This is a genomic window from Variovorax sp. PBL-H6 (assembly GCF_901827155.1).
In the GTDB taxonomy this organism is placed as follows: domain Bacteria; phylum Pseudomonadota; class Gammaproteobacteria; order Burkholderiales; family Burkholderiaceae_C; genus Variovorax.
In genome coordinates, this window is the sequence record NZ_LR594659.1 from 5097338 (window position 1) to 5123733 (window position 26396).

Genomic DNA, 26396 nt, shown 5'->3' on the forward strand with positions numbered 1-26396 from the left:
GCCGGCATTAGCCGCAGCGCGTGCCTACCACCCGGCCGTTCGGCTCGATGTCCACGATCAGCCGTGCGGCGTCGAAGGGAGTGTCGGGGTCGGTCGCCAGCACCAGGCGCACTCGGCGGGCTCCCGTGCGCATGCGCATTTCCTCCAGCAGCGCAGCGGTGATGCGGTGGCCAAGCCCGAAGCCGGCGCGCGCCGCCACGCAACGCGCGGGTGCGTCGACGAAGGCCGGCGGCGGCGGGACTTCCGATGAGAGTGGTCGCGGCTCGCCGCGGAACTGGCAGCCCTCCAGCATCAGGACGAGCACCAGCAGAAGCAACGCGCGGTACACGGGCAGCCTCGTCCGCGTACCGGCTTACAGAGGAGCGATGAGATGGCCTTGGGCTTGGTTGCCAAGCGCGCTCTCGGCGGCGGACCGGACCTTGGCGTGCTTGCGTACGCTCAGGACCACGACCGCCCATAGCACCACCTGCATGATCACGAAGTGAACCAGCAGGGTCGGAGCGTCCACCCGCCCCGCCCGTGCCTGCATCGCCGCAATGGACAGGAAGAAGAAGGCCAGCATGCAAAAGGGACGGAACCAATGCGACCTGCGCACGTGCGCAAGGCGCAGGATCCAGGGAAGGCCGGGGAAGCGCAGAAGTCGTCGGCCCTGGGCCTCGGCCTCTTGAAGAAACGGCACGACGAGAAAGTTGATGGCGATCAACAGAAGAAGCGTGTCCATGAGCTCGTCCATTCGCTGAATAGGCGCGAATGATGCCGAGCGCTGCGCGGGGGAGACGGGCGACGCAACAATTGGTGAGATTCGCAGGGCGACCGGCCGCAAGAGCCGTGAATGATTCACGCGCCGAGGCATCTGGGTCGACTGCAGAACGTCCCCGCCTTTGCTGTAGGCCCTGGCCCACGCGGGCGCATTGTCTTCTCCGGCAGGAAAGAAGTGCGACCCGTCTAAGCTTTGTGAACTGCAAGCGAAAAGGTTGCACAGACAGTTCGACAGTTTCCTCCTCCCCGGCGCCCCTGGCGCCGTTGCACAGCGCCCTTCCGGGCGCTGTTTTTTTTGCGCGTTCGTCAGGCGCTTGCCTCAGTGCGTCCGCCGCCACAACGTCTGCACGTCCGCATGCAGGGACAGCGCCCAGGCCCGCCGATCGCGGCCCCAGGAGGGCTGGGGCTCTCCGAATCGCACGATCGCAAGCAAAGGCGGCGCCTTCAGGACGTTCCATAGCGACATGGCCAGGTTGTCCTTGCCGATGTAGCGTGGCGCCAGGCTGAGCTCGCCTGTGGCGGCATCGGCGAAGCGAAGCGCCATCGGCTGCACCGGCGCACCCGACGAGATGGCGGCCTGCAGCAGGTTGGCATGGAACGGCAGCACGGTGTTGCCGTCGCCGGTCGTGCCCTCGGGAAAAACCGCGATCACGTCCCCTTTGCTGAGCGCCTCAGTCATGCTATGCACAACGCGCAGCGCATCGCGCCGGCGCTCGCGTTCGATATAAAGGGTGCCAGCACCATCCGCCATGGTGCCGATCAATGGCCAATGCTTCACGTTCGACTTGGAGACGAAGCGCACGTGCCGGGCCGCATGGACGGTGAGGATGTCCAGCCAGGACACATGGTTGCTCACCACCAGGAGCGGCCCATCTCGAGGCGGCGTGCCCTGCACCACGAGGCGCACGCCCATGATCGCGAGCATTCGCGTCGCCCAGGCCTGCACCCGCTGCTCCCGCTCTGCTGGGGAGAGCTTGGAGAACTCGGTGCGGATGGTCCACCAGCCGGCATGCGCATGAAGCAGCGCACGCATGAGCTTCAGGAAGGCGGACAACGATCGCATCGGGCAGCCATGGAGCTCAACCGTGGACGATCCGCCCACCGACCAGCGTATGGCGCGGCTTGCCTCGCAAGGCATAGCCGCCGAACGGCGTGTGCTTGCCCTGGCTGCGCAGCGCCTCGGGCAGGACCTGCCACTCGAGCGCGGGATCGATGACGCAGAGATCGGCCGCCCCGCCGGACGCCAGCCGCCCTGCTTCGGCGGCCCCGATCAGCCGCGCGGGGGCCGCGCTCACCACTTCGATCGCGCGCAGCAGCCCCGCGCCGCTCTGCTCGCCCCATTGCAGCGCCAGGGGCAACAGCAGTTCGAGCCCGGTCGCGCCGGGCTCGCTCTCGGCGAATGGCAGAGTCTTGGCGTCAGCGTCTATTGGCGTGTGGTCGGACACCAGCGCGTCGATGGTGCCGTCGACCAGGGCGGCCGAGAGCGCATCGCGGTCGCGCTGCTGGCGCAGCGGCGGGTTGAGACGCGCGCGGCTGTCGAAGTAGCCGATGTCGGTATCGACCAGGTGCAGCGAGTTGATGCTCAGGTCGCAGGTAAGCGGCAGACCCTCGGCCTTGGCCGTGCGCACCAGCGCCACGCCGGCCGCGCTCGAGAGGCGGCACAGGTGCACGCGCGCACCGGTGGCGCGCATCAGCTCGATGATGGTGAAGAGCGCGATGGTCTCCGCCGCTACCGGCACGCCCGACAGGCCAAGGCGCGTGGCAAGGGGGCCGCTCGCGGCCACGCCCTGCCCGAGGTCGCGGTCCTGCGGCCGCAACCACACGGTGTAGCCGAAGGTGCTGGCGTACAGCAGCGCGCGTTGCAACACCTGCGTGTTGTTCAACGGGACATCAGCCTGGCTGAAGCCGATGCACCCGGCTTCGGTGAGTTCGGCCATCTCGGTCAGCACCTCGCCCTTGAGGCCGCGCGTCAGCGCGCCCAGCGGGAACAGGCGCGCGCTCTGCATCTTCTCGGCGCGGAACTTGAGCATCTCGACCAGGCCCGGCTCGTCGAGCACGGGATCGGTATCGGGCGGGCAGACCAGGCTGGTCACGCCGCCGGCCACGGCCGCGGCCATTTCGCTTTCCAGCATGCGCTCGTGCTCGTAGCCGGGCTCGCGCAGGCGCGCAGCCAGGTCGACGAGCCCAGGCACGACCAGGCAGCCTTGCGCATCGAGCGTGCGTTCGGGATTGAAGTCGGCCGGTGTGCCGCCGATGGCGAGCACCTTGCCGTCTGCGATGGCGACGTCGGCCTGCTTGTCGAGCCCAGTGGCGGGATCGATGACGCGTCCATTGGTGATCAGGGTTCTCATGCTTCGTTCCCGGCCACGATGCTCATCACGGCCATGCGCACGGCGATCCCAAAAGTGACCTGCGGCAGGATGACGCTCTGCTGCCCGTCGACGACCGCCGAGTCGATCTCGACCCCGCGATTGATGGGACCCGGATGCATCACGATCGCATCGGACTTGGCGAGCTGCAGCTTGCCGGGCGTGAGGCCGTAGGTCTTGAAGAATTCCTGTGACGAGGGCAGCAGTGCCCCGCTCATGCGCTCATTTTGCAGCCGCAGCATGATGATCACGTCGCAGTCCCTGATGCCTTCCTCGAGGGTGTGACACACGCGCACGCCCATCTGCGCCATGTCGCCCGGCACCAAGGTCTTGGGGCCGACGACCCGCACCTCGGCGCAGCCCAGCGTGGTGAGCGCGTGGATGTCGGAGCGTGCCACGCGCGAGTGCAGCACATCGCCCACGATCGCCACGGTGAGGTTGGCGAAATCCTTCTTGTAGTGGCGGATCGTGTACATGTCGAGCAGCCCCTGGGTCGGGTGGGCGTGGCGACCGTCGCCGGCGTTCACCACGTGCACGTGGGGCGCCACATGCTGAGCGATCAGGTACGGCGCGCCCGACTCGCTGTGCCGCACAACGAACAGGTCGGCCGCCATGGCGCTCAGGTTGGCGATGGTGTCGAGCAGCGACTCACCCTTGCTCGCGGAAGAGCGCGCGATGTCGAGATTGATCACGTCCGCCGACAGCCGCTTGGCCGCGATTTCGAAGGTGGTGCGGGTGCGGGTGGAGTTCTCGAAAAAAAGGTTGAACACACTCTTGCCGCGCAGGAGCGGCACCTTCTTTACCTCGCGATCGCTCACACTGGTGAAGTTCGCGGCGGTGTCGAGAATTTGCGTGAGGATGGCTTTGGGCAGGCCCTCGATGGACAGCAGGTGGATCAGTTCGCCGTTCTTGTTGAGCTGGGGATTGCGTTTGTAGAGCATCAGGCTTCCTCGACCTTGAAGCTGAAGGCGCCCTTGTCGTCGCGCGCAAGCGCGAGTGACTGCGCTGCGGGCAGCTCGATCCGCGCCGCTGCGAATTCCGCCGCCACCGGCAGCTCGCGACCGCCCCGATCGACCAGCACCGCAAGCCGCACGCAGCCCGGTCGACCGAAGTCGAACAGCTCGTTGAGCACCGCCCGGATGGTGCGGCCGGTGTAGAGCACGTCGTCGAGGAGCAGCACGTCGGCCCCGTTCACGTCGAAGGGCAGCGAGGTCTGGGCGCTCGCGGCCATGCCGCGGCGGGCAAAGTCGTCCCGGTGCATGGCGGAGGAGATGATGCCCGGCTCGCCGGACAGGCCCAGGTCTTTCTGCAGGCGCCCGACCAGCCAGGCGCCGCCGGAAGTGACGCCGACCAGGTGTGTGTCAGGACGCATCAGAGTTCTGACACCGCGCAGCAGCTCCAGATAGAGCGCTTCGGCATCCAGGGACCCCCCGATCGGCACAGATGTGTCCCCGCTGTCCTCCAGGTGGGCGCTCGCCCCCCGGGGCGGCCCTTCGTTGTTCGGAGTCGTGTTCACGGGAGGTTCCTCAAGAATTGTTCAAGAATGATGCAGGCCGACGCTGCGTCCGCATCGCGCGAGCCTGCGGCCAGTGCCTCGGTCGTGCTGTAGCGCTCATCGACTTCGTAGACCGGAAGGCCGAACCGACCCCTCAATTGCCGGGCGAAACGCTGGGCGGCCCGGGTGTTGTCGTGCGCCGCGCCGTCCGGGTGGTAGGGCACTCCCACCACAAGGGCGTCCGGTTGCCATTCCTGGATGCGAGCCTCGACCTGCGAGAAGCGGGCATCACCCTCGGCCTTGATGGTGGCCTGCGGCGTGGCGTTGGGCAGCAGCCGGTTGCCACTCGCGACGCCCGTGCGCTTCTGCCCGAAGTCGAAGGCCAGGAAGCTTTGGAAATGAGAGGGAACGTGAGCGGGAGGGGCAGCACTGTCGGGCATTGCCTCAACCCTCACGCATGCCCCGCTTCGGGCGACAGCGTCCAGGCCTGCAGACCCAGCAGCGACAAGGCCTTGTCGTAGCGCTGCTCGATGGGTGTGTCGAAGATGACCGCCGGGTCGGCGCCCACGGTGAGCCAGCTGTTTTCTGCCAGCTCGGATTCCAGCTGGCCCTCGCCCCATGCGGCATAGCCGAGGGAGACCAGCACCTTGCGCGGGCCAGCGCCGGTGGCCAGGGCCTCCAGCACATCCTTGGAGGTGGTCATCTCCAGGCCACCCGGAATGGTCATGGTCGAGGCGTAGACCGACTCGTTGGGTTTCTCTGCTTCCCCGAACACCGCCTCGTGCAGCACGAAGCCCCGCTCGGTTTGCACCGGGCCGCCCTGGAACACCGGCGCGTTCCCGAGTTCGGGGCGCGCCAGGCGCAGCTCGATCTTCTCGAACAGCACCCCCAGATTGATGTCGCTGGGCTTGTTGATCACAAGACCGAGCGCGCCGCGCTCGCTGTGCTCGCAGAGGTACACCACGCTGCGGCTGAAGGCCTTGTCCGTCAGACCTGGCATCGCAATCAGGAAATGATGCGTAAGGTTCATCGGGGCAGAATCAAAGGCCATGCCACCGATTTTACTGGCCGCCGACAAGACCTACGCCAAGGGCCTCATGTGGTTTCGCCGCGACCTGCGGGTAGACGACAACGCGGCCCTTTACCACGGGCTGCGCGCATGCCGGCAACTGCTTTGCATCTTCGTCTTCGACCGGGCGATCCTCGATGCGCTGCCGCGCGTGGACCGGCGGGTGGAATTCATCCGCGAATCGCTGGTTGAACTGGAGAGCGAGCTGCGCGCACTTGGCGGCGGACTGATCGTGCGCCACGCCGTAGCGGAGGACGAGATCGCGGCGCTTGCGCACACGCTGCAGGTGCAGGCGGTGTTCGCGAACCGCGACGACGAGCCCGCAGCGCAGGCGCGGGACGCCAAGGTCCTGGGCGCGCTGGCGAACGTCGGCATCAGCTTCCATGCCTATAAGGATCAAGCGGTCTTCGACCGCGACGAACTGCTGACGAAGACCGGCCAGCCCTACACCGTCTTCACCCCCTATAAACGGGCCTGGCTGGCCAAGGTGGATGCCTTCTACCTCAAGCCCTACCCGGTGCGCAGCCACGCCGACGCGCTGGCGCCGCCGGCGGCAGCTTCTGGCTCGCCGGTCCCAACACTGGCCGAGATCGGGTTCAAGACAAGCAACCTCTGCAAGCTGGAGATCCCGACCGGCAGCCGGGGCGGTGCGGCGCTCTTCGAGGACTTCTTCCAGCGGATCGACCGCTATCACCAGACACGCGACTACCCGGCTGTGCGCGGGCCCAGCTACCTCGGCGTGCACCTGCGCTTCGGCACGGTCTCGGTTCGCCAGCTGGCAGGCGTGGCGCACCAGCTGTCGCTGCAAGGCGATGCCGGCGCGTCGACCTGGCTGGGAGAGCTGATCTGGCGCGACTTCTTCTTCCAGGTGCTCATGCATCACCCCCGAGTCGCAGAAGGCAAGAGCTTCAGGCCGGAATACGACCGAATCCAGTGGCACCACGGCAAGCACGCCGACATGCTCTTCGAGGCCTGGTGTCGGGGAAGCACCGGCTATCCCTTGATCGACGCCGCCATGGCGCAGATCAACCAGAGCGGCTACATGCACAACCGCCTGCGCATGGTCGTGGCCAGCTTCCTGTGCAAGAACCTGGGCCTGGACTGGCGGCGCGGCGAGCGCTACTTCGCGCTGCAACTCAACGACTTCGAGCTGGCGTCCAACAATGGCAACTGGCAGTGGGCCAGTTCCAGCGGCTGCGATGCGCAGCCCTATTTCCGCATCTTCAATCCCGTCACGCAGAGCGAGCGCTTCGACCCAGAGGGGAAGTTCATCCGCCGCTATCTGCCGCAGCTCGCGAATCTGTCGGACACGAGCATTCACGCACCCTGGACCGTTGCACCGCTGGAGCTCGAAGCCGCCGGGGTGCGGCTGGGCGACAACTATCCCCGGCCGATCGTCGATCACGCCGAGGCGCGGACGCGCACACTGGAGCGCTATGCGGTCGTTCGAGAGGTGAAGGGTGGAAGGAAGGGCAGCGCCTGAAGCGCCGCCCAGGCCCGCTCAGGCCGCCATGGCCTGCGGCGCCTCAGCACTGGTGTAGTGCCGGACCAGCCGCAACAGCTCGTCTTCCGCGTAGGGCTTGCCGAGATAGTGGTTGACGCCCAGCGCGCGTGCATGGTCGTGATGCTTTTCCGCAATGCGCGAGGTAATCATGATGATCGGCAAGCCAGCCAGGGAAGCGTCGGCGCGAATGTTGCGTGCCAGGTCGAAGCCGTCCATGCGCGGCATCTCGATGTCCGACAACACCACCGCGGGCCGCTCCTGCTGAAGACGCTCGAGCGCCTGCAGGCCGTCGGCCGCCAGCGATACGCGATAGCCCTCGCGCTGCAGCAGGCGCTGCGTGACCCGGCGTACGGTGATCGAGTCGTCGACCACCAACACCAGCGGAATCTGCGGCGGTGGCGTCGGAGCCATCACCGCGGCCGCGCCGCGCACCGAGGAAGTCGCCGATGCACCACTGGCCTGGAACTGCCGCGCCTGCTCGCCATGCACGGCGGCCAAGGCGACGGGGTTGTAGATCAGCGCGACCGCACCGGAAGCCAGCACCGAGATGCCGGCCATGCCCGGCAGTCGCGAGAGCTGCGGACCAAGGTTCTTGACCACCACTTCCTGGTTGCCCAGTACTTCGTCCACGTGCAGCGCCACTCGTTGAGCCGCGCTGCGCACGACGACGATGGTGTTGGTCTTGCCCGGCCCACGTTCGCTGCGCGGGGACGACTGCAGCAGCGCACCGGCCCAAAAGAAGGGCACCCGCTCCCCGCCGAAGGCATAGTGCTGTTCGAGATAGGCGGTCTCGAGTTCGGAAGCACCAGCGCGCTGCACCAGTTCCACCAGGTTCGACGGCACGCCGATCGACGTGGCGCCGGCACGCAGCATGACCACGTGCGTCACGGCCGTAGTCAACGGCAGCACCAGCTTGAACTGCGTACCCTCGCCCGGCTTGCTCTGAATCTCGATGCGGCCGCCGAGTGCTGCGACATGCGCGCGCACCACGTCCATACCGATTCCGCGGCCGGCCAGTTCGGACACCTGCTCGGCGGTGGAGAAGCCGGGGGTGAAGATCAGCTCGGCAGCCTCCTCCTCGCTCGGCTGCTGATCGGCGGCGATCAGGCCCAGCGCGCGAGCGCGCTCGACAATGCGAGGGTGGTTCAACCCCGCCCCATCGTCGCGGAAGTTCACCGAAACGTCGTTGCCCTCGTGGTGCAGCTCGATCGCGATCAGACCGCTCGGCTCCTTGCCAGCTCTCTCGCGCGCGGCAGCGTCCTCGATGCCGTGGGCGACGCAGTTGCGCAGCAAGTGCTCGAACGCGGGCGTCATGCGGTCCAGCACGCCACGGTCCATCTCGATGCTGCCGCCGACGATGTCCAGGCGCACCTGCTTGCCGGTGTCCTTTGAGGCTTGCCGCACCACTCGGTAGAGGCGCTCGGAAATGCCCTCGAACTCCACCATGCGCGTGCGCAGCAGGCCGCGCTGCAGCTCGCGCGTCTGTCGCGCCTGGGCGCTGAGGTCGTCTTCCGTGGCCTGCACCGTCTTCTGCAGCGTGCGCTGGACGGTCGCCACATCGTTGACGGACTCCGCCATCATCCGCGTGAGCTCCTGCACGCGCGTGAAGCGGTCGAACTCGAGCGGGTCGAAGCCCTGCTGCGAATCCTTGGCCTGGGCGAGCCGCGACTGCATCTGGCTCTCGGCCTGCACCTCGATGTCGCGCAGCTGCTGGCGCAATCGGTCGAGGTTGCCGGTCAGGTCGCCAAGCGAGCTACGCAGCTGGCCGAGCTCGGCCTCGAGGCGCGAGCGGGTGATGATGACCTCGCCAGCTTGCGCCACCAGGCGGTCGAGCAGGTGGGTACGAATGCGCACCGCCTGGCTGGACAACGGGCGCAGCGGCGTCAGCGCCGAGGGAGAAGGCAGCGCCACTGCGGAACGCGGCACTTGTTCGTCGGATCGGTCGTCCGCAGGCGAGACGAACTCGGCATCGGCGTCGGTCTCCGTCGCTTCCGGGCGCGGTTCGGCGGCAGGCGCCACGGCGACGGCGCGCTTGGCCAGCTCGCTCTGCATTGCATGATCGGCGTCGCGCAGAGCATCGAAGGTGGCCTGCAGCGCGTCGAAGCGCGTCAGCAGCTGCTCGACGGCGCCGCGGTCGGCCCCTTCGGCCCCGATCGCCTCGATCTCGGATTCCATGCGGTGCGCGCGCTCGCCCAGGCGCATGGCGCCGGCCAGCCGGGCACTGCCCTTGAGCGTGTGCAGCGTTCGCAAGGTCGCGGCGCGGGGCGCCGGGTCGCCCAGATGCTGGGACCATTCACGCAATGCACTACCCAACTGGGGCAGCAGCTCGGCCGCCTCCTCCTCGAAGATCGGGAAAAGGTCGACATCGACCGAATCGGCCACATCGATCGCATCATCGCCCTCGTCAAGCGCCACATCGGCGCCGCCGGGGCGCAGTACCGCAGCGGCGGCCGCGGCCGTTTCGCCGACCTCCAGGGGCAGCGGCGACTCCGCCACTTCGCGCAGTGCACGCAGAGTGGCGACGGCAGGCTCCTTGAGGAAGCCCGCCGCGAACTGGTGCAACAGGCGCCGCAGTTCGTCCGCGGCCGCCACCAGCACCGCACCTTGTGCCGGCGTGCCGCCGCGGCCCTGCATGTACAGGTGCTGTAGCGCGGCCTCAAAGGAACGCGCCATGTCCGACAGGCCCTGGAAACCGACGGTCGAGGAGCTGCCCGCCAGCGAATGAGCCAGGTTGATGGCGAATTCCGGAACCTGCCGGTGTGACTCGAGTGCCCATTCACCGACTTCGTGGGCCAGTTGCCGCGACCACTCGTCGGCCTCGACAAGATAGACGTTGTAGAGCGCGATGCCGATGCGCAGCGGGCCGATCACCTTGACCTGGTCGTCGACACCGGCCGCAGGCAGCGTCTCGGTTGGCACGGCTTCCGCGAACGCAAGGCTGGGGACGGACGGTTCGACCAGCGGTTCGGGTTCGGGCTCCGCCTCGAGAGGCGTCTCCGCAGATGCTTCTTCGGACGCCGACTCCAGGCGCAGCTCCAGCGAGAGTTCCGGCAAGGGCTCGTGCAGCGTCTCCTCTTCCAGAGACGCCTGCTTCAGCAGAGGCACGGGAAGTGCATCGGATTCAAGTGCAACGGCCGGCTCGGCCGCCGGCGCGGGAAGTGAGGGTTCGATGCTCGCCTGGGTGGTCTCGAGGAAGTCAATCTCTTCCAGCTCGGCCGGCAGTTGTGGCTCCTCGGACGGCAGGTTCGGCCGGTCGTCGAAGTCCAGGAAATCAGTCGACGCGAAATCGTCGTCGACAGCGGCGGGATGCGCCTGCACCTCGATGCTCGCGGATCCGGTCTCGGCACGCGGTGCTTCTGCGGGTAGATCGAATGTCAGCGGCCCCAACTCCAGGTCGGGCAGTTCGGGCAGAGGCAGCGGCTCAGGCTGAGGCTGAGGCACGGATTCGGGCTGTGCCTCGGGCACTGCCTTGACATCGGCCAGGGTCTCCTCGGCAGCGATGTGACGTGCCGCCGCGACGAGGGTGTCGGCGTCGGCCAGTGGAGCGTGCGGCGCGATCGGCTCGCCGGTGCGCAAGGACTCCGCAATACTGCGGAATGGCGCGGATTGCCAGCCGTGCGGCTCATTGGCGGCGATGGCTTCGACCCATTTCGCAAAATCGGTCAGCGCGCGACGCGTGCCGGCAACCAGTTCGGGCGTCGCGGAGCGCTGGTCGGCCAGCCAGGTATTGAGAACCTGCTCGAAGGACCAGGCGGCCTCGCCGAAGTCCATCAGCCCGACCATGCGCGAGCTGCCCTTGAGCGTGTGGAAAGCGCGGCGCAGCACGGTCAGCTCGCCGTTGTCGTCCGGACGCGAACCGAGCACCGAGACTGCGGCCAGGCCGTTGTGCAGCACCTCGCGCGCCTCATCGAGAAAGATGTTCTGGAGATCGTCCTCCTCCAGCTCCCGCACTTCGGTGTCAGGCAGGCCCTCCAGGGGTGCCGGGCCCGTGATCTTGGCGGTCCAGCTCGCGCTCGGACGGCTGACTTCTTCGATCGGCGGCGGCGGCGCCTTGCGCGCAGGCGTCGCCAGCGCGGCGAGCCTGGCCGCGATCTGGGCATCGACCTCTTCGACGCTAAGCACAGTCTCGGTGACTGAGACCGGCCCGGTGGCCGATGCGAAGGACATCGGCGCCCCCGGCTGGGGTGCGGCTGCCTCGGCAGCCTGGCGGCCCATCAGAGGCTTGAGCTCGCCGGCTTCGGCGTCGAACACGAACAGGCGCTTTGCCAATGCTGGCTGATAGCCCAGCATATCGATCAGGAAGCCGAGTGCGCCCAGGTTGTTGCCGAGCGGATCGAAGTCACTGGCGTCGCTGGCGGATGCCTCGACGGCCAGCAGGCGATCGACGTTCTCGCGCATGCGTTGCACGGTCTGGGCCGCCTGGTCCAGCCCGAGCACCGAGAACACGCCCTTCATCTGCAGAAGTTGTGTCGGCACCGTGCGCAAAAGGCTCTTCTCGGTCGGACGGCGGAAGAACTGGTCGAGCGACTTCTCGAGCTCGCTCAGGTGGCTGCGCAGCTCGCCGACCACGGTACCCATGGTCTGCCGGTCGCTCACGCGGCGGTACAGTTCCTCCATCCAGGGCTCGAGCGGCTCCGAGCGGCCTCCTTCGCGCGCGCGCTCGATGCGTCCGGCCAACTGGACGGTACGCGCCGTGAGCTGGCGATCATGCGGGTCGAGGTCCTCGAAGGCCGCCTCGAGGTAAAGCACGGAGGTCGCGACCTCCATCGCCAACTCGGTGGAAGGCGGCCGGCCCGAGCGCATCGAGGCGTCGACCGCATTGTTCAAGGCCTGCACCATCGGCAGGCTGGGTGGGTGCAATTTCTGCAGCGACTCGCCGAGCTGTGCGAAGGTCTCGGCCACTTGGCGCGTACGCGAGACGTCGCCGCCAGAGAGCGCCGACCACATTTCCTTTGCTGTCTCGATGCGCTTGCGCGCCTGCATCAGCACCTGGGGTTCGAAGCGGCCGAATTGCTCGATCGTGTAGTCGACCTTCTGCTCGTTGGCCACGCCCCAGGCAACGCGTACCGCGCGCAGAGTCGCTGCCTCGTCGCCTGCACCCGGGACGGCCTGGGCACAGAAGAACAGCAGGTCCTGGCCAAGACGATCGGAAACGGTGTTGTCGCCGCGTGCCAAGGTGGCGTATTGCAGGAGCACGCGGGAGGCAGCGCGCTTGACGTGGGCATCGGCGGGGATCAATGCCAGCGCCAGGGCCTCGAAGAAACCAGCCGCCAGCGTCCAGAAGCTGGCCACGCGCGGCAGCGAGGCGCCGCGGCCCAGGCTCAAGCACAAGGCCTGCAGCCGACGCGCAGCCTGGTCGTCGCCGTTCTTGACGATCTTGAGCACCTCGCGGTCAAGCTTGGAACGCACCGCAGGGTCGTACACCATTGCGGTCTGGGTGGGCGAGGGCTTGATCTCGGCCCAGCGCCAATTCATGTCCCAGAGGTCGGCCGGATGGACGCGCTCGTTGCCTACCAGTTCGAGCACATCGCGGTATTGCGGGAACAGCGCGACCGAGGACACGGTCTTGCCCGCAAGCTGCGCGTTAAGGAAGTCGGAGACGGCGAAGCCCGCGCGGTCGATCTTCTGGGCCGCGGCCTCACTGCAGCGCGCCGGCTCGGAAATGAAGCTCTGGACCGCGAATTCCATCGCTCCCAGCACCAACGCGGGGGCCGGGTGTCCCACCATCTGCAGCGCGCCGACGGCCTGATGCAACTGCTGCCTTGCCAGGCGCAGCGGCGCGGTGTCGGCTTCGGCGCTGCCCTCGCGAGCGAAGCGCTTCAACGTCTTGCTGGCGTTGTCGAGCGACTTCTGGATCTCTCCGAGCACCCAGGCCAGCGGCCCGAGATCTTCATGGGCCGGCGCGGGACCGGCTTTCGGGGCGGTGGCGGGGCTTTGGATCGACACGTTGGATGCTCGGGGTTCAGGCAATCTTGAAGCGGGCCACGGATTGGCGCAGTTCCTCGGCCATGTGCGAGAGCTCGCGCACTTGCTGTGCAGTGGTGCGCGTACCTTCGCCCGTCTGCTCGGTCACGGCGAAGATGTGCTGGATGTTGGCCGCGACCACGTTCGCCGAATCGGCTTCGCGCGACGCGGACTGCGAGATCTGCTCGATCAGCTCGGCCAACCGGCGCGACACGCGGTCGATCTCGGACAAGGCAGTACCGGCGTTGTCAGAGAGCTTGGCACCCTCGACCACCCCCTGCGTGGAGCGCTCCATGGCGCCAACCGCATCCTGCGTGTCTGTTTGAATGGCTTTCACCAGCGCCGAGATCTGACGCGTGGCGTCGGCGGAGCGCTCAGCCAGGCGCTGCACTTCTTCCGCCACCACCGAGAAGCCGCGGCCGGCTTCACCCGCGGACGCAGCCTGAATGGCGGCGTTCAGGGCCAGCACGTTGGTCTGTTCGGTGATGTCCGAGATCAGCTCCGTGATTTCGCCGATCTCCTGGGACGATTCGCCTAGGCGCTTGATCCGCTTGGAGGTTTCCTGGATCTGGTCGCGGATTGAATTCATACCGCCAATCGCGTTCTGCACCGCTTGCAGGCCAGAGGACGCAGCCTCGAGCGACTGGCGTGCCACCGTGGCGGATTCTTGCGCCTGGGAAGAGACGCCGTTGATGCGCTCCGCCATGGTCAGCACCGACTGGCCAGTCTCGCGGATCTCGCGAAGCTGCTCGGTGGAGGCCGCGAGCAGCTCGGTCGAGGTGCTTTCCACCTGCGAGGTGGTCTGCGCGACGCGGGTGGCCGTGTTCTGCACGTTGCCCACGAGCAAGCGCAGTTCCTCCACCGTGTAGTTCACCGAGTCGGCGATGGCGCCGGTGATGTCCTCGGTCACGGTCGCTTCCTGGGTCAGGTCACCTTCCGCCACCGTCTGCAATTCGTTCATGAGCCGCAGAATGGCGGCCTGGTTCGCGGCATTGACACGGCCGGCGTCCTCGCTGGCGCGCTCGGCGGCAATCCGCTCGCGCTCGGCGGCCAATGCCCGCTCGCGACCCTCGCGCACCTGCACGAAGCCGATCGCACCCGCCAGGGCCAGGGCGGCCAACGACAGCACGAAGAGCATCACCACCGTGCCGGCGCCGAGGCCCGTGCGGGCCGAGAGCTTGTCTTGCAGGTCGCCAAGCGAGGTGCGCAGCGGCTCACTGTCGGCCAGAATCGCGGCCTGCGCCTCACGTGCGGCTACCAGGCCCTGGAGGTTGCCGAGGATGGCGCCAGCCTGCGTCCGCGTCTGCTCGTAGGTCTTGAGGATTGTCTCCAGCTGCTGGCGCGTCTGCGCGTCGCGCGTGCCGGGCAGGCGCTGCTGGGCATTGCCTTCGAGCAAACCGCGAGTGACTTCCTGAAAAGTGTTCAGGTCCTTGCCCAGCAGGAACACGGCGTCGGGACTCACGCCCTCGACCGTCAGGAATTCGTTGGCCGACTTGCCGATGCGCTGCGTCAGCATCACGAGCTGGCCTGCCGCCGAGATTTCGGGCAGCGTCGCGTTCTGCTGCATCTTCAGCGAAGCCACGGTCTCGGTCATTTCGAGCAGGTCCGAGGACTGGCGGTTGATATCGCGCAGCGCGGTGCCGACCTGGGTCAGGATCTTCTGTTGCGCCAGTACAGCCTTGGCGCTCTTGTCCGCACGCTCGACCAAGGGCGTGATCTTGGCGAGCTCGGCCTCGTACTGGGAGCCCACGCGCTCCAGCTTGAGCGCATCGTCACCGTTGGCCAGACCCTGCACGCGGCGCGTCAGGTCGTCCGAGCTCTCTTTCACCTCCGTGAAGGCCGGTACGTTGCCCACCAGAGCCTGTGACACCGACTTGGCCAGGCGCTGCGATTGCATCAGCGATTGGCCGGTGGCTGCCACCTGCTGCGCCAACCGCTCGGCGCGCAGGATGGCGGAGCCGGCCACCAACAGCAGCAGGAGCACCACGGCGGCGAGCACGATTGCCAACACGCGCTGCTGGCGCGCGGGATTGGAGCGCAGCGAGCCTCCGCCAGCAGCCGGCGCCGAGGGCGCGTCGCCGGGGCTTTCCGCCAGGACGGGGTCGTTGTCGATCGCGGCGGCCGGGGACTGGTCGTTGGCGGCGTCCATGGCGAGAACCACTGTCTCGGGCTTCGCATCGGGGGCCGAATCGCGTCGGATCCGCACGGTTTTCTCCTCAGGCGGTTGCAAGGTGTCGCCGCCGTCCATCGACAATGTCGACCCGCTGTCGACACGCCCCGTGACGTTGTCGCCACCCACAGGCAGGAATTTCTTGAACTTGTCGGCGATCGAGCTCACGGTCGGTCCTTCAGGTAAGTGGTCGGTGCAAGGCGCTGCGCTCAGGCGCCGATACTCAAAAATTGCGGTTGTTGCGACAGCGCCTGCAGGTTGATCTCCTGCCAGGTCTCACCAGACGCATCGGTGTACGAATGCCCAAGCCAGGCGGGGGCGTCGCCGTCCGGCGGCTGGGATGCAGTGAAGGCTTCTACGCCGCGCAGACCGACGAGCCGGTCGATCAGGAGAGCGCAGTTGACTTCCAGCATCTCGTTGAGCGCCACCAACCGCGACTGGGCGCGCGCTGCCTCGCTGCCCGCGGCGGCGTCGCCGGAAGCGAAGGTGGACAGCTGGACGATGCCGTACAAGCCACCGCGCAAGTTGGCGACGCCCAGGAACCAGGGCTGTGCATACGGCACGGGCTCTGGCGGGGTCCAGGGAAAGATCTCGCCAGCATGACCGAGCGGAAACAGGTACTTCGCCTCGCCCGCCTCGACGGCGAGCCAGGAGGCGGACACGCCCGAAGTGCGCGCGGCCTGCAGGCGACTGGCGAGCCGGGACTGGAAAGCACGTAGAGCGTCGCGGTTGGCCATGTAAGAGAGCGGAAGAAAAAGACGACGCGGTCAGGCGAGCGCACTGATCTTTGCAATCAGCTCGGCCGCATTGACCGGCTTGACGATGTAGTCGCGAGCACCCTGCCGCATGCCCCAGAGCCGATCGGTTTCCTGGTTCTTGCTGGTGCACATGATGATGGGCACCGACGCGTACTGCGGATTGCGCGCAATGGCGCGGGTGAGCTGGAAGCCGTTCTGGCCCGGCATCACGACGTCCATGAGGATCAGGTCGGGCTGCTCTTCCTCGAGGCGGCGCATGGCGTCATCCGCGTTCTCGGCGGTCTTCACAGAGAAACCGTTCTTCTGGAGAAGATCGGTCAAGAAGATCAACTCCGTCTTGGAGTCGTCGACTACGAGCACTTTGCGAATAGCCATTACTGCACTTCCTGCGAAACGACGCCGAACTGCTGCACGGCCTGCAACAGTTGGTCTTTGGTAAAGGGTTTGGTGAGGTAGTCCTGGGAGCCGACCATTCGGCCGCGCGCCTTGTCGAATACACCATCCTTGGAGGACAACATCACGACCGGCACACTGGAGAAGTGGGCGTTGCGCTTGATGATGGCGCAAGTCTGGTAGCCGTCGAGGCGCGGCATGAGAATGTCGCAGAAGATCAGGTGCGGCTTGTGGTCGTTGACCTTCGACAGTGCATCGAAGCCGTCCTCCGCCAAGAGCACCTCATGGCCACCCTGCTTGAGAAAGATTTCGGCACTGCGCCGGATGGTGTTGCTATCGTCGATGACGAGAACCTTGTAACCGGATCCATTCGAGCTCATTCTCGCCGCTCCTTTGTGACACTCTAAGACCGAAACGCCCCTCGCGGGGCGCAAGAAGCACGGCCCTATGCCATGCTTCAGATTTCAACCATCTCGAAGTCTTCCTTGCGCGCCCCGCATTCGGGACAGGTCCAATTCATCGGAACATCTGCCCATGCCGTGCCGGGCGCAATACCATCTTCGGGCACCCCCACCGATTCGTCATAGATCCACCCGCAAATTAGGCACATCCAGGTTTTCGTGTTCATCGCAGCTTAAAGTCCCTGTTCATAGAATGCAACGATCGTATCCAGACGTATCAAAAAATCGCGTGATAAGCGTCTCGGATACGCCACCATTTGGTAGGCCCAGCTGCACATGACAACTTACTTATTACCAATGGAGCAAGGCCACAAAGTGAGCGATCTTACCGACCCCACCAGCGACGAAGTCAGCGCCGAGAGCGAGGCGACCCTGCCTTGCGTGCTGGTCTTCAACGCGAGCGACCCCAGCGGTGCCGGTGGCCTCGCCTGCGACGCCGTGGCGATTGCCTCGGTCGGGGCCCACATGCTGCCGGTCGTCACCGGTGCCTATGCGCGCGACACCTCCGAGATCTTCGATCACTTTCCCTTCGACGAGGAGGCGGTCGCCGAACAGGCGCGCACCATCCTCGAGGACGTGGAGGTCCAGCTGATCAAGGTCGGCTTCGTGGGCTCCCCCGAAAACCTGAGCACCGTGGCCGAAACCGCGACCGACTACCCCGAAGTCCCCGTGGTCGCCTACATGCCCAACCTGTCCTGGTGGGAGGACACGCAGATCGAGGCCTATCTCGACGCCTTTCGCGAGCTGGTGCTGCCGCAGACCACCGTGCTGGTCGGCAATCACAGCACGCTGTGGCGTTGGCTGCTGCCCGACTGGGCAGGAGAACGCCCACCCAGTGCGCGGGACATCGCACGCGCTGCAGGCGAGATGGGCGCGCCCTATACGCTGGTGACAGGGATGGTGCTGCCCGACCAGTATTTCGACAACGTCCTGGCTTCCCCGCAATCCGTGCTCGCCAGCGAGAAGTACGAGCGGCTCGATGCCGTGTTCGCCGGCGCCGGCGACACGCTCTCCGCCGCGCTGGCGGCACTCCTGGCCAGCGGCACCGACCTGGCCGCCGCTGCTACCGAGGCGCTGAGCTACATGGATCGCTGCCTGGACGCTGGCTTCCGTCCCGGGATGGGCCATGTGCTGCCGGACCGCCTCTTCTGGGCCCAGCCCGAAGAGGACGACGAGAATGACGACTCCCCCTCGCCCATCGATCTCGCGCTGCCGCCACACGACACCCGCCATTAGATGAGTGCGAACGCGGGACGCACTCCCCAGAACTCGGCACCGCCCCATGCAAAACACTGACCCCAACGACATCCTCTTCGAGCGCGCCCGCGCCGTGATTCCTGGCGGCGTGAATTCGCCGGTCCGCGCCTTCCGGGCCGTCGGCGGCACGCCCCGCTTCGTGAAGCGTGCGCAGGGCGCCCATTTCTGGGACGCGGCTGACCGGCGCTACATCGATTACATCGGCTCCTGGGGCCCCATGATCCTTGGTCATGGTCACCCTGCGGTGGTCGAGGCGGTGCAGCGCGCCGTACTCGAGGGTTTCTCGTTCGGCGCGCCGACCGAGCGCGAGATCGAACTCGCCGAAGCCATCCTTGCACTGGTGCCTTCGATGGAGATGGTGCGCCTCGTGAGTTCGGGCACGGAGGCTGCAATGAGCGCGCTGCGCCTGGCGCGTGGTGCCACCGGCCGCAAGTACATCATCAAGTTCGAGGGCTGCTACCACGGCCATGCCGACGCACTGCTGGTCAAGGCAGGCTCCGGCCTGGCGACCTTCGGCAACCCGACCTCGGCCGGCGTGCCGCCCGAGGTGGTGCAGCACACGCTGGTGCTCGAATACAACAACCTCGCACAACTGGAGGAAGCCTTCGCGTTGCACGGCCACGAGATTGCGGGCCTGATGATCGAGGCCATCGCGGGCAACATGAACTTCGTGCGCGCGAGTGCGGCTTTCGCGCAGCGCTGCCGCGAACTCTGTACGCAGCATGGCGCGCTGCTCGTGTTCGACGAGGTCATGACAGGCTTCCGCGTGGGCTTGCACGGCGCCCAGGGGGTGCTGGGCGTGCGGCCGGACCTCACCGTGCTCGGAAAGGTGATCGGCGGCGGTATGCCGCTTGCGGCCTTCGGCGGTCCGCGCGCGATCATGGAGCAGTTGGCACCCCTGGGCCCGGTCTACCAGGCTGGCACGCTGTCGGGCAACCCGGTGGCCACGGCTTGCGGCCTCGCCACGCTGAAGGAGGTGGCGCGCCCCGGCTTCTTCGATGCGCTGTCACGAAAAACCCGCAAGCTGGTCGACGGACTGAAGGCGGCTGCACAGGCGGAAAGCGTCCCCTTCAGCGCCGACAGTGAAGGTGGCATGTTCGGCTTCTTCCTGCTCGAGCATCTGCCTCAGAACTACACGCAGGTCATGGCCACGGACAATGCAAGATTCAATATGCTTTTCCATGGGCTGCTGGAACGCGGCGTCTACATCGCGCCGGCGCTCTACGAAGCGGGCTTCGTGAGCGCGGCCCACGACGACGAGGATCTCGCGACCACCGTCGAAGCCGCGCGCGACATCTTCAAGACCCTGAAGCCGATCGCATGAGCATCAGCCGAAGGGCGCCGCGGTTCGCTCAGTGCCGAAAGTGGCGAACGCCTGAGAACACCATTGCCACTCCGCGCTCGTCCGCGGCATCGATCACCTCTTGATCGCGCATCGAACCGCCGGGCTGGATCACGCAGCTCGCGCCGGCATCGACCACCACGTCGAGCCCGTCGCGGAACGGGAAGAAGGCATCGCTCGCCACCGCCGTGCCCGACAGCGACAGACCCGCGTGCTGCGCCTTGACGCTCGCGATGCGGGCCGAGTCGAGGCGGCTCATCTGGCCCGCGCCCACGCCCATGGTCATGCCGTCGGCACAGAACACGATCGCGTTGCTCTTGACGTACTTCGCGACCTTCCAGGCGAACAGAAGATCCTGCAACTGTTGCGGCGTCGGCTGCTTCTTGGTCACTGCCTTGAGCTCGCCGATCGACAACTCGCGGTTGTCCGCCGTCTGCATGAGCAGGCCCGACCCGATGCGCTTGACGTCGACCAGGTTGCGGCCCTGTTCCCAGGCTGTCTTGCCGCCGGGCGGCAGCGCGATCTCGAGGATGCGGACATTGACCTTGCCCTTGAACACCTCCAGTGCCTCGGGTGCATAGCCGGGCGCCATCAGCACCTCGACGAACTGCTTCGAGACAGCCTCGGCGGCGGTACGGTCCAGCGGCCGGTTGAAGGCGATGATGCCGCCGAAGGCGGAAGTGGGATCAGTCTTGAAAGCCTTGGCATAGGCCTCGTGCGCATCTATTCCGACCGCCACGCCGCAGGGGTTCGCATGCTTCACGATCACGCAGGCGGGCGTATCGAAGCTCTTCACGCATTCCCAGGCAGCGTCGGCGTCCGCGATGTTGTTGTAGCTGAGCTCCTTTCCTTGCAATTGCCTTGCGCTGACCAGCGAGCCTGGCGCCGGGTACAGGTCGCGATAGAAGGCCGCCTGCTGGTGCGGGTTCTCGCCATAGCGCAGGTCCTGCAGCTTGACGAACCGGCCGTTGCTTTGCGCGGGGAACAGCGCATGCGTGCCGTCCTCCTGCAGGCCTGAAAGATAGTCGCTGATCGCGCCGTCGTACTGGCTGATGCGGTTGAAGGCGGCCACAGAAAAAGCGAACTTCGTCTTCCGGCTGAGCTGGCCTTCGGCCTTCAGTTCCGCAAGCGCCTGCGCATATTGCGAAGCGTCCGTCAGAACGCCGACGTCCTTCCAGTTCTTTGCGGCGCTGCGCACCATGGCGGGCCCGCCGATGTCGATGTTCTCGATCGCGTCCTCGAGCGTGCAGCCGGGTTTGGCGACCGTGGCCTCGAAGGGATAGAGATTGACTACCAGCAGGTCGATGGTGTCAATGCCGTGCTGCGCGAGCGCTGCCATGTGGGCGGGCACATCGCGACGCGCCAGCAGGCCACCGTGCACCTTGGGGTGCAAGGTCTTCACGCGGCCGTCGAGCATCTCGGGAAAGCCCGTGAGCTCGGCCACCTCGGTGACGGGCAGGCCCGCATCGGTCAGCAGCCTGGCGGTGCCGCCGGTGGACAGCAGTCGGATGTCCAACGCGTGCAGGGCTTGCGCGAATTCAAGAATGCCGGTCTTGTCGGAGACGGAAATCAGTGCAGTCAGTGCCATGGGGGCTATTTCAGGAGTTTGTGTTCGACCAGCTTCTTGCGCAGCGTGTTGCGGTTCAGGCCCAGCCATTGCGCGGCCTTGGATTGGTTGCCCTCGGCCCGCGTCATCACCACATCGAGCAAGGGTTTCTCGACCACGCGCACCAGCATGTCGTACATGCCGTCGGGCTCGGTGCCCCGCAGGTCGCGGAAGTAGCTGTCCAGGCTGCTGCGCACGCAGTCTTCAATGTGTTTTTTGCTCATGGCCCTCTGCTCTTCTTTTCTTTGTCCATCTCATGCCAACACGTCGGCCTGCTCATCGCTGAGCGTTCGCGTGCAGCCGCCTTCGTTGGGCGGGATGCGGTCCATCTGCGCCGCCAGCACATCGAAGAATTCCACGACGGCGCGCCACTGCGCCTCGCAATCCTCGATGGCATTCATCTCGCTGCGGAACCGCTCGCCACCCGGCAGTTCGCGCACGTACCAGCCGATGTGCTTGCGCGCGGTGCGCACGCCGCTGTACTCGCCGTAGAGCGCGTAGTGCTGCTGCAGATGTTCGAGCATCAGGCGCCGCACCTCGGCCACGAGCGGCGGTGCGAGACGCGTGCCGGTCGCAAGGAAGTGCGCGATCTCGCGAAAGATCCAGGGCCGCCCCTGCGCAGCGCGGCCGACCATCAGCGCATCGGCGCCAGTGAGCGCCAGCACATCGCGCGCCTTCTCCGGCGAGTCGATGTCGCCGTTGGCAACAACCGGCACGCGCACGGCCGACTTCACCGCGGCGATGGTGTCGTACTCGGCTCTGCCCTTGTAGCCCTGCTCGCGCGTACGGCCATGCACAGTGAGCATGTGCACGCCCGCGTCTTCGAAGCGCCGCGCCAGCGAGACGGCGTTGCGGTGGTCTTCATCCCAGCCGGTTCGCATCTTCAGCGTGACTGGCACATGATGCGGCGCCGCAGCACGAACCACCGCTTCGACGATCTCGAGCGCCAGAGGCTCGTCACGCATCAATGCGGAGCCGGCCCACTTGTTGCAGACCTTCTTGGCCGGGCAGCCCATGTTGATGTCGATGATCTGCGCGCCGCGCTCGATGTTGTATTGCGCGGCCTCCGCCATCATGGCGGCATCGGTGCCGGCGATCTGCACGGCGATGGGGCCGGGCTCGCCCTCGTGATCGGCGCGGCGCGAAGTCTTGAGCGTGTTCCACAGCTCCTTGCGCGATGTCACCATTTCGCTCACGGCATAGCCCGCGCCGAGCTCGCGGCACAGCATGCGAAAAGGCCGGTCGGTCACGCCCGCCATGGGTGCGACGAACAGCCGGTTCTCCAGCACGATGTGGCCGATCTGCAGGGTCATGGAGGAAGTGGCGAGCAGCGGCTGCTGCTGAAAAATGAGGCACGATTGTAGCGGCGCTGCACGTCGGCCGCTGCAACGATTTGCACTTTTATCGTACCGGCGTTCAGCGCTTCGATCCATACGCCCGAGCCGCATAAGGCTGCGCCTTTCTATACTCCAGCGCACATGCAAGCCTGGCTCGAATCTCTACTAGCGCTTTTGGCGCTGCCTGAATACGGGCTCAGCACGCTCTTTATCGCTGCGTTCATCTCGGCCACCTTGCTCCCGGTCGGCTCTGAACCAGCGCTCTTCGGCCTGTTGAAGCTCAACCCGGAATTGTTCTGGCCAGCCATCGGCGTGGCCACGGCAGGCAACACCCTCGGAGGCATCGTCGATTGGTGGATGGGCTATGCGGCGCACAAGGTGGCAGACAAGTACTCCCACTCCAAGAACCACATGCGCGTGCTCAGTTGGCTCGAGCGACTGGGCCCCAAAGCCTGTCTGCTGGCCTGGTTGCCCCTTGTGGGTGATCCGCTTTGCGCCGTTGCTGGCTGGCTGAAGCTTTCCTTCTGGCCCTGCGTCATCTATATGGCCATCGGCAAGTTCGCGCGCTACATGACGATGACGGTGGCGCTGCTCCACGTCTGGCCGAACTGACGCGCAGGCGCGCTCGGTTCAGCAAGGCGCGATCAGGCGCGAGGCGATGAACGTGATCGCCTTCAGGAGCTGAAGAGGAAGTTCATCACGTCGCCATCCTTGACGACGTACTCCTTCCCCTCCGCGCGCATCTTCCCGGCGTCCTTCGCGCCCTGCTCGCCCTTGTAGGCGATGTAGTCGGCAAACGAGATGGTCTGCGCGCGGATGTAGCCCTTCTCGAAGTCGGTATGAATCACACCGGCCGCCTGCGGGCCCGTGTCGCCGATGTGGATCGTCCAGGCGCGTACCTCCTTCACGCCGGCGGTGAAGTAGGTCTGCAACCCCAACAGCTTGTAGGCGGCACGGACCAGGCGGTTGAGGCCCGGCTCTTCCTGGCCGATCTCGGCGAGGAACATCTTCTTGTCCTCCTCGTCCATGTCGGCAAGTTCGGATTCGATCTTCGCGCTGATGGCGACCACTGGCGCGTCCTGCGCCGCCGCGTATTCACGCAACCGATCGAGGAAGGGGTTGTTCTCGAACCCATCCTCGGCCACGTTGCCGACGAACATCGCGGGCTTCGCAGTGATCAGCGAGAACTGCTTGATCAGCGGCTTGTCTTCCTTGGTGAACTCGACGGTGCGCACCGGCTTGTTGTCGTTGAGCGCGGCCAGGCATTTCTCGAGCAGCGCGACCAGCTTGATCGCCTCCTTGTCGCCCGAGCGCGCGGTCTTCGTGTGGCGCTGCAGCGCCTTCTCGACGGTGGCCAGGTCGGCCAGGCACAGCTCGGTCTGGATTACCTCGATGTCGGAAATGGGGTCGACCTTGCCGGCCACATGGACCACGTTATCGTCCTCGAAGCAGCGCACGACATTGACGATGGCGTCGGTTTCGCGGATGTGGGCCAGGAACTGGTTGCCCAGGCCTTCGCCCTTGCTGGCGCCGGCCACCAGGCCCGCGATGTCGACGAACTCGACGATGGCCGGCACGACGCGCTCCGGCTTCACGATCTCGGCGAGTTGCGCAAGCCGCGGATCGGGCACTTCGACAACCCCGACGTTGGGCTCGATGGTGCAGAAGGGATAGTTCTCGGCCGCGATGCCCGCCTTGGTCAGGGCGTTGAAAAGGGTGGACTTGCCGACGTTGGGCAGGCCGACGATGCCGCACTGGAGACTCATGGCGGGACTTTCAGGATGCTTTGGGGAAGCGCGGATTTTAGGCGCGCCGCTTCGTCCTCACTCGAAGCGCAGGTTGGCGCCGACCGGCTGGCCGCGCCGCAGCATGTGCTCGATGCCCTCCAGCACGATCGCGTTCATGCCGAATGTGATGGCGCCGTCGACGCGCGGATCGGCGCGATAGGTGCACAGCATCTCGCCCACCTCGGGGCTTTTTTCGGCCGTGGCCGGGTCGATGTCGGGAATCGGGCAGCGCGAGCACGGCTTCACCGGCTGCAGGCGCGCTTCGCCCAAGTCGGTGCGCACATGCAGCAGCTCAACCCGATCCTCGTCGTGTGCCTGGAGGCCGGCGAGCACGATGTTCGGACGGAAACGCTCGATGCCGACGCCCCCGTGGCCTTGCGCAGCAAGCCGCGCGTTGAGCTCGGCCAGCGATCCCTCGCTTGCCACCAGCAGCGGATAGCCATCGGCGAACTGATTCTGTGCCTCGATGCCGCCGGTCCACTTCAGGTTCGACAGCCGCTTGTGCTCGGGATCGAATCGCACCAGCCGCAGCTTCTGCGGCCGCCCGGGCTGCGAGAGGAAGTCGCTGAACCACTGCGCCGCGATGTCGCCCATGTCGTAGGCGGCGACTTCGTCTTTCCAGATCCGCACGCGCGCCGGCCGTTCGACCCGGTCGAAGGCGATATGAAGCGCCAGCATGCCGGGGGCACGCAGCACCATCTCCGAATGCTTCATCTGCGGTCGGATCAGCGCCATCCGCGGCAGCTCGCGCTGCGTGACGAACCCGCCCTCGGCATCGACCACCATCCAGGCGCGATCGAATTCCAACCCGGTCTCGGTGAGCAAGGCTTCGGGCAGCTCGACGCCGGCGCAGGACTTGATCGGATAGACGAAGAGGCGGGCGATGGTCGCCTGCAGGTCGAAGTCGGGCGAAGCGGTCACGGGTGGAATCCTTGGCTGAAGCGGGCGATTGTCACGCACCTCGCCCGCATGGGCCTCCTACAATGGCTCGATGGCTCTTCCTCCCGAGGTTTGCATTCGCGGCGCCGGCATTGTCGGCCGGGCGCTGGCGCTGCTGCTGGCGCGTGAACGCGTCCGCGTGGCGCTGGTCGCACCCGCCGCCGCGAACGAGAAACAGGACGTGCGCGCCTACGCACTCAATGCAGCCTCGAAGACCCTGCTCGAGACCTTGCGCGGCTGGCCTGATGCGCCGCATGCCACGCCGGTGCGCGAGATGCTGGTCCATGGCGACGAAGGCGGCCGCGTGCAGTTCCATGCGGCGCGGCAGAAGGTCGAGGCACTGGCCTGGATCGTCGACGTGCCGGCGCTGGAGCAACAGCTTGCCGACGCCGTGCGCTTCCAGTCCCGCATCGAAGTCGTGGCCGAGCCGGTGCAGGCACCGCTCACGGTCGTTTGCGAGGGCCGCATCAGCGCCACCCGTGGAACGCTCGGCGTGCGCTACGAGGTCACGCGCTATCCGCAGCATGCGATCGCTGCCCGCCTGTTGGCCGATGAGCCGCACGATGGCGCCGCGCGCCAGTGGTTCAACGACCGGGGCGAGGTGTTCGCCCTGTTGCCGATGGGCGACAAGCAACTCGCGCTGGTGTGGTCGGTCGATCAATTCCGCGCACCGCAGCTGCTCGCGCTGAGCGCCGAGCAGTTCAACGCGGCCTTGCACGAAGCCAGCCACGGTGCGCTCGGCGCGCTGCGCCTGATCAGCGAGCGTGCGTGCTGGCCGCTGCAGCGCGCCATCGCCGACCGCTGGACCGGCCGGCTCGCCGACGGCAATGCCTGGGCGCTGGCCGGCGACGCGGCACACACCGTGCATCCGCTGGCGGGCCAGGGCCTCAACCTCGGCCTGGCCGATGCCGCGGCGCTGGCGAAGGTCATCAAGGATCGCGACTACTGGCGCAGCGTGGGCGACGCACGGCTGCTGCGCGCCTACGAACGCTCGCGCCGCGCCGAGGTTCTGGCCATGAGCCTCGCCACCGACGGCTTGCAGCAGCTCTTCGCGCACAGCGCCGATCCGCTGCCGGCCCTGCGCAACTGGGGCATGCGCGGCTTCGACCGGACGCGCCTCATCAAGAACTGGGTGGCCAGGCAGGCCATGGGCCTGGCATGAGCAGCACGGCCGCTCCGAAGGCGA

At 66.4% G+C, this 26396-nt stretch carries 24 protein-coding genes; 5 read left to right on the top strand and 19 right to left on the bottom strand.

What is annotated here, in order from left to right; translation table 11 throughout:
• Positions 1-7 precede the first annotated feature (7 nt).
• From G3W89_RS24160 to G3W89_RS24195, 8 genes are all read right to left on the bottom strand, one after another.
• The gene (locus G3W89_RS24160) at positions 8-328 is read right to left on the bottom strand and encodes a hypothetical protein (protein WP_232076711.1); all 321 of its coding nucleotides are present in this window, start codon (positions 326-328) and stop codon (positions 8-10) included.
• A 24-nt stretch (positions 329-352) separates the two neighbouring features.
• The gene (locus G3W89_RS24165; RefSeq protein ID WP_162576539.1) at positions 353-721 is read right to left on the bottom strand and encodes a hypothetical protein; all 369 of its coding nucleotides are present in this window, start codon (positions 719-721) and stop codon (positions 353-355) included.
• Between the two features lie 357 nt (positions 722-1078).
• The gene (locus tag G3W89_RS24170) at positions 1079-1822 is read right to left on the bottom strand and encodes a lysophospholipid acyltransferase family protein (protein WP_162576540.1); all 744 of its coding nucleotides are present in this window, start codon (positions 1820-1822) and stop codon (positions 1079-1081) included.
• Positions 1823-1838: 16 nt separating this feature from the next.
• Positions 1839-3110, bottom strand: a complete 1272-nt coding sequence (locus tag G3W89_RS24175; protein WP_162576541.1) for a dihydroorotase — start codon at positions 3108-3110, stop codon at positions 1839-1841.
• Complete coding sequence (locus tag G3W89_RS24180) at positions 3107-4069, bottom strand: aspartate carbamoyltransferase catalytic subunit (protein ID WP_162576542.1); 963 nt, start codon at positions 4067-4069, stop codon at positions 3107-3109. Before G3W89_RS24180 ends, G3W89_RS24175 begins: the two co-directional genes overlap by 4 nt.
• Entirely contained in the window at positions 4069-4593 is a 525-nt protein-coding gene (gene pyrR, locus G3W89_RS24185; RefSeq protein ID WP_162577628.1) for a bifunctional pyr operon transcriptional regulator/uracil phosphoribosyltransferase PyrR, read from the bottom strand. Before pyrR ends, G3W89_RS24180 begins: the two co-directional genes overlap by 1 nt.
• A gap of 47 nt (positions 4594-4640) precedes the next feature.
• A complete protein-coding gene (gene ruvX, locus G3W89_RS24190) occupies positions 4641-5063 on the bottom strand; it encodes a Holliday junction resolvase RuvX (RefSeq protein WP_162576543.1) in 423 nt (140 codons plus the stop codon).
• An 11-nt stretch (positions 5064-5074) separates the two neighbouring features.
• Positions 5075-5674, bottom strand: a complete 600-nt coding sequence (locus G3W89_RS24195) for a YqgE/AlgH family protein (RefSeq protein ID WP_162576544.1) — start codon at positions 5672-5674, stop codon at positions 5075-5077.
• On the opposite strand from G3W89_RS24195, the gene G3W89_RS24200 reads away from it, so the two are divergent.
• The gene (locus G3W89_RS24200; protein ID WP_162576545.1) at positions 5673-7175 is read left to right on the top strand and encodes a cryptochrome/photolyase family protein; all 1503 of its coding nucleotides are present in this window, start codon (positions 5673-5675) and stop codon (positions 7173-7175) included. The genes G3W89_RS24195 and G3W89_RS24200 overlap by 2 nt on opposite strands.
• A gap of 18 nt (positions 7176-7193) precedes the next feature.
• Here the strand turns inward: G3W89_RS24200 and G3W89_RS24205 are convergent, their stop codons facing one another.
• From G3W89_RS24205 to G3W89_RS24230, 6 genes are all read right to left on the bottom strand, one after another.
• Positions 7194-13142, bottom strand: coding sequence for a hybrid sensor histidine kinase/response regulator (locus G3W89_RS24205; RefSeq protein WP_162576546.1), 5949 nt, complete (start codon positions 13140-13142; stop codon positions 7194-7196).
• 16 nt (positions 13143-13158) lie between these two features.
• Positions 13159-15498, bottom strand: coding sequence for a methyl-accepting chemotaxis protein (locus G3W89_RS24210; protein ID WP_162576547.1), 2340 nt, complete (start codon positions 15496-15498; stop codon positions 13159-13161).
• 41 nt (positions 15499-15539) lie between these two features.
• Entirely contained in the window at positions 15540-16067 is a 528-nt protein-coding gene (locus G3W89_RS24215) for a chemotaxis protein CheW (RefSeq protein ID WP_162576548.1), read from the bottom strand.
• 30 nt (positions 16068-16097) lie between these two features.
• Positions 16098-16463 (bottom strand): response regulator, encoded by a 366-nt coding sequence (locus tag G3W89_RS24220; protein WP_162576549.1) that lies wholly within the window; start codon positions 16461-16463, stop codon positions 16098-16100.
• A complete protein-coding gene (locus tag G3W89_RS24225) occupies positions 16463-16861 on the bottom strand; it encodes a response regulator (protein ID WP_068683500.1) in 399 nt (132 codons plus the stop codon). The genes G3W89_RS24220 and G3W89_RS24225 overlap by 1 nt, the downstream gene beginning before the upstream one ends.
• A 77-nt stretch (positions 16862-16938) precedes the next feature.
• Complete coding sequence (locus G3W89_RS24230; protein WP_088955233.1) at positions 16939-17109, bottom strand: rubredoxin; 171 nt, start codon at positions 17107-17109, stop codon at positions 16939-16941.
• Positions 17110-17218: 109 nt separating this feature from the next.
• Here G3W89_RS24230 and thiD point away from each other — a divergent pair, with 109 nt between their 5' ends.
• Both thiD and hemL read left to right on the top strand, forming a co-directional pair.
• On the top strand, positions 17219-18178 hold the full coding sequence (gene thiD / locus G3W89_RS24235) for a bifunctional hydroxymethylpyrimidine kinase/phosphomethylpyrimidine kinase (RefSeq protein WP_162576550.1): 960 nt from the start codon (positions 17219-17221) through the stop codon (positions 18176-18178).
• A 46-nt stretch (positions 18179-18224) separates the two neighbouring features.
• The gene (gene hemL, locus G3W89_RS24240; RefSeq protein WP_162576551.1) at positions 18225-19523 is read left to right on the top strand and encodes a glutamate-1-semialdehyde 2,1-aminomutase; all 1299 of its coding nucleotides are present in this window, start codon (positions 18225-18227) and stop codon (positions 19521-19523) included.
• A gap of 28 nt (positions 19524-19551) precedes the next feature.
• On the opposite strand, the gene purH is transcribed toward hemL, so the two are convergent.
• The 3 genes from purH to dusB are packed head-to-tail and all read right to left on the bottom strand — an operon-like array spanning position 19552 to position 22460.
• Positions 19552-21129 (bottom strand): bifunctional phosphoribosylaminoimidazolecarboxamide formyltransferase/IMP cyclohydrolase, encoded by a 1578-nt coding sequence (gene purH / locus G3W89_RS24245; protein ID WP_162576552.1) that lies wholly within the window; start codon positions 21127-21129, stop codon positions 19552-19554.
• A gap of 5 nt (positions 21130-21134) precedes the next feature.
• Positions 21135-21371, bottom strand: coding sequence for a Fis family transcriptional regulator (locus G3W89_RS24250; protein WP_068683508.1), 237 nt, complete (start codon positions 21369-21371; stop codon positions 21135-21137).
• A 30-nt stretch (positions 21372-21401) separates the two neighbouring features.
• Entirely contained in the window at positions 21402-22460 is a 1059-nt protein-coding gene (dusB, locus tag G3W89_RS24255; RefSeq protein ID WP_162576553.1) for a tRNA dihydrouridine synthase DusB, read from the bottom strand.
• A gap of 165 nt (positions 22461-22625) precedes the next feature.
• Here dusB and G3W89_RS24260 point away from each other — a divergent pair, with 165 nt between their 5' ends.
• Positions 22626-23096, top strand: coding sequence for a YqaA family protein (locus G3W89_RS24260; RefSeq protein WP_162576554.1), 471 nt, complete (start codon positions 22626-22628; stop codon positions 23094-23096).
• Between the two features lie 62 nt (positions 23097-23158).
• On the opposite strand, the gene ychF is transcribed toward G3W89_RS24260, so the two are convergent.
• Both ychF and G3W89_RS24270 read right to left on the bottom strand, forming a co-directional pair.
• Positions 23159-24250 (bottom strand): redox-regulated ATPase YchF, encoded by a 1092-nt coding sequence (ychF, locus tag G3W89_RS24265; protein ID WP_162576555.1) that lies wholly within the window; start codon positions 24248-24250, stop codon positions 23159-23161.
• 57 nt (positions 24251-24307) lie between these two features.
• Positions 24308-25192 carry an MOSC domain-containing protein gene (locus G3W89_RS24270; RefSeq protein WP_162576556.1) on the bottom strand — a complete coding sequence of 295 codons (885 nt, stop codon included), beginning with the start codon at positions 25190-25192 and terminating at the stop codon, positions 24308-24310.
• A 70-nt stretch (positions 25193-25262) separates the two neighbouring features.
• Between G3W89_RS24270 and G3W89_RS24275 the strand changes: the two genes are divergently transcribed.
• A complete protein-coding gene (locus G3W89_RS24275) occupies positions 25263-26372 on the top strand; it encodes an FAD-dependent monooxygenase (RefSeq protein WP_162576557.1) in 1110 nt (369 codons plus the stop codon).
• The last annotated feature ends 24 nt before the right edge of the window (positions 26373-26396 follow it).

What these genes read in the sequence shown, in the direction of transcription:
- purH (WP_162576552.1), bottom strand. Translation starts at nt 21,129, where the DNA reads ATGGCACTGACTGCACTGATTTCCGTCTCCGACAAGACCGGCATTCTT.
- G3W89_RS24230 (WP_088955233.1), bottom strand. Translation starts at nt 17,109, where the DNA reads ATGAACACGAAAACCTGGATGTGCCTAATTTGCGGGTGGATCTATGAC.
- G3W89_RS24195 (WP_162576544.1), bottom strand. Translation starts at nt 5,674, where the DNA reads ATGGCCTTTGATTCTGCCCCGATGAACCTTACGCATCATTTCCTGATT.
- G3W89_RS24180 (WP_162576542.1), bottom strand. Translation starts at nt 4,069, where the DNA reads ATGCTCTACAAACGCAATCCCCAGCTCAACAAGAACGGCGAACTGATC.
- ychF (WP_162576555.1), bottom strand. Translation starts at nt 24,250, where the DNA reads ATGAGTCTCCAGTGCGGCATCGTCGGCCTGCCCAACGTCGGCAAGTCC.
- hemL (WP_162576551.1), top strand. Translation starts at nt 18,225, where the DNA reads ATGCAAAACACTGACCCCAACGACATCCTCTTCGAGCGCGCCCGCGCC.
- G3W89_RS24260 (WP_162576554.1), top strand. Translation starts at nt 22,626, where the DNA reads ATGCAAGCCTGGCTCGAATCTCTACTAGCGCTTTTGGCGCTGCCTGAA.
- ruvX (WP_162576543.1), bottom strand. Translation starts at nt 5,063, where the DNA reads ATGCCCGACAGTGCTGCCCCTCCCGCTCACGTTCCCTCTCATTTCCAA.
- G3W89_RS24170 (WP_162576540.1), bottom strand. Translation starts at nt 1,822, where the DNA reads ATGCGATCGTTGTCCGCCTTCCTGAAGCTCATGCGTGCGCTGCTTCAT.
- G3W89_RS24275 (WP_162576557.1), top strand. Translation starts at nt 25,263, where the DNA reads ATGGCTCTTCCTCCCGAGGTTTGCATTCGCGGCGCCGGCATTGTCGGC.
- G3W89_RS24165 (WP_162576539.1), bottom strand. Translation starts at nt 721, where the DNA reads ATGGACACGCTTCTTCTGTTGATCGCCATCAACTTTCTCGTCGTGCCG.
- G3W89_RS24215 (WP_162576548.1), bottom strand. Translation starts at nt 16,067, where the DNA reads ATGGCCAACCGCGACGCTCTACGTGCTTTCCAGTCCCGGCTCGCCAGT.
- G3W89_RS24220 (WP_162576549.1), bottom strand. Translation starts at nt 16,463, where the DNA reads ATGGCTATTCGCAAAGTGCTCGTAGTCGACGACTCCAAGACGGAGTTG.
- G3W89_RS24200 (WP_162576545.1), top strand. Translation starts at nt 5,673, where the DNA reads ATGCCACCGATTTTACTGGCCGCCGACAAGACCTACGCCAAGGGCCTC.
- G3W89_RS24175 (WP_162576541.1), bottom strand. Translation starts at nt 3,110, where the DNA reads ATGAGAACCCTGATCACCAATGGACGCGTCATCGATCCCGCCACTGGG.
- dusB (WP_162576553.1), bottom strand. Translation starts at nt 22,460, where the DNA reads ATGACCCTGCAGATCGGCCACATCGTGCTGGAGAACCGGCTGTTCGTC.
- G3W89_RS24225 (WP_068683500.1), bottom strand. Translation starts at nt 16,861, where the DNA reads ATGAGCTCGAATGGATCCGGTTACAAGGTTCTCGTCATCGACGATAGC.
- G3W89_RS24250 (WP_068683508.1), bottom strand. Translation starts at nt 21,371, where the DNA reads ATGAGCAAAAAACACATTGAAGACTGCGTGCGCAGCAGCCTGGACAGC.
- thiD (WP_162576550.1), top strand. Translation starts at nt 17,219, where the DNA reads ATGACAACTTACTTATTACCAATGGAGCAAGGCCACAAAGTGAGCGAT.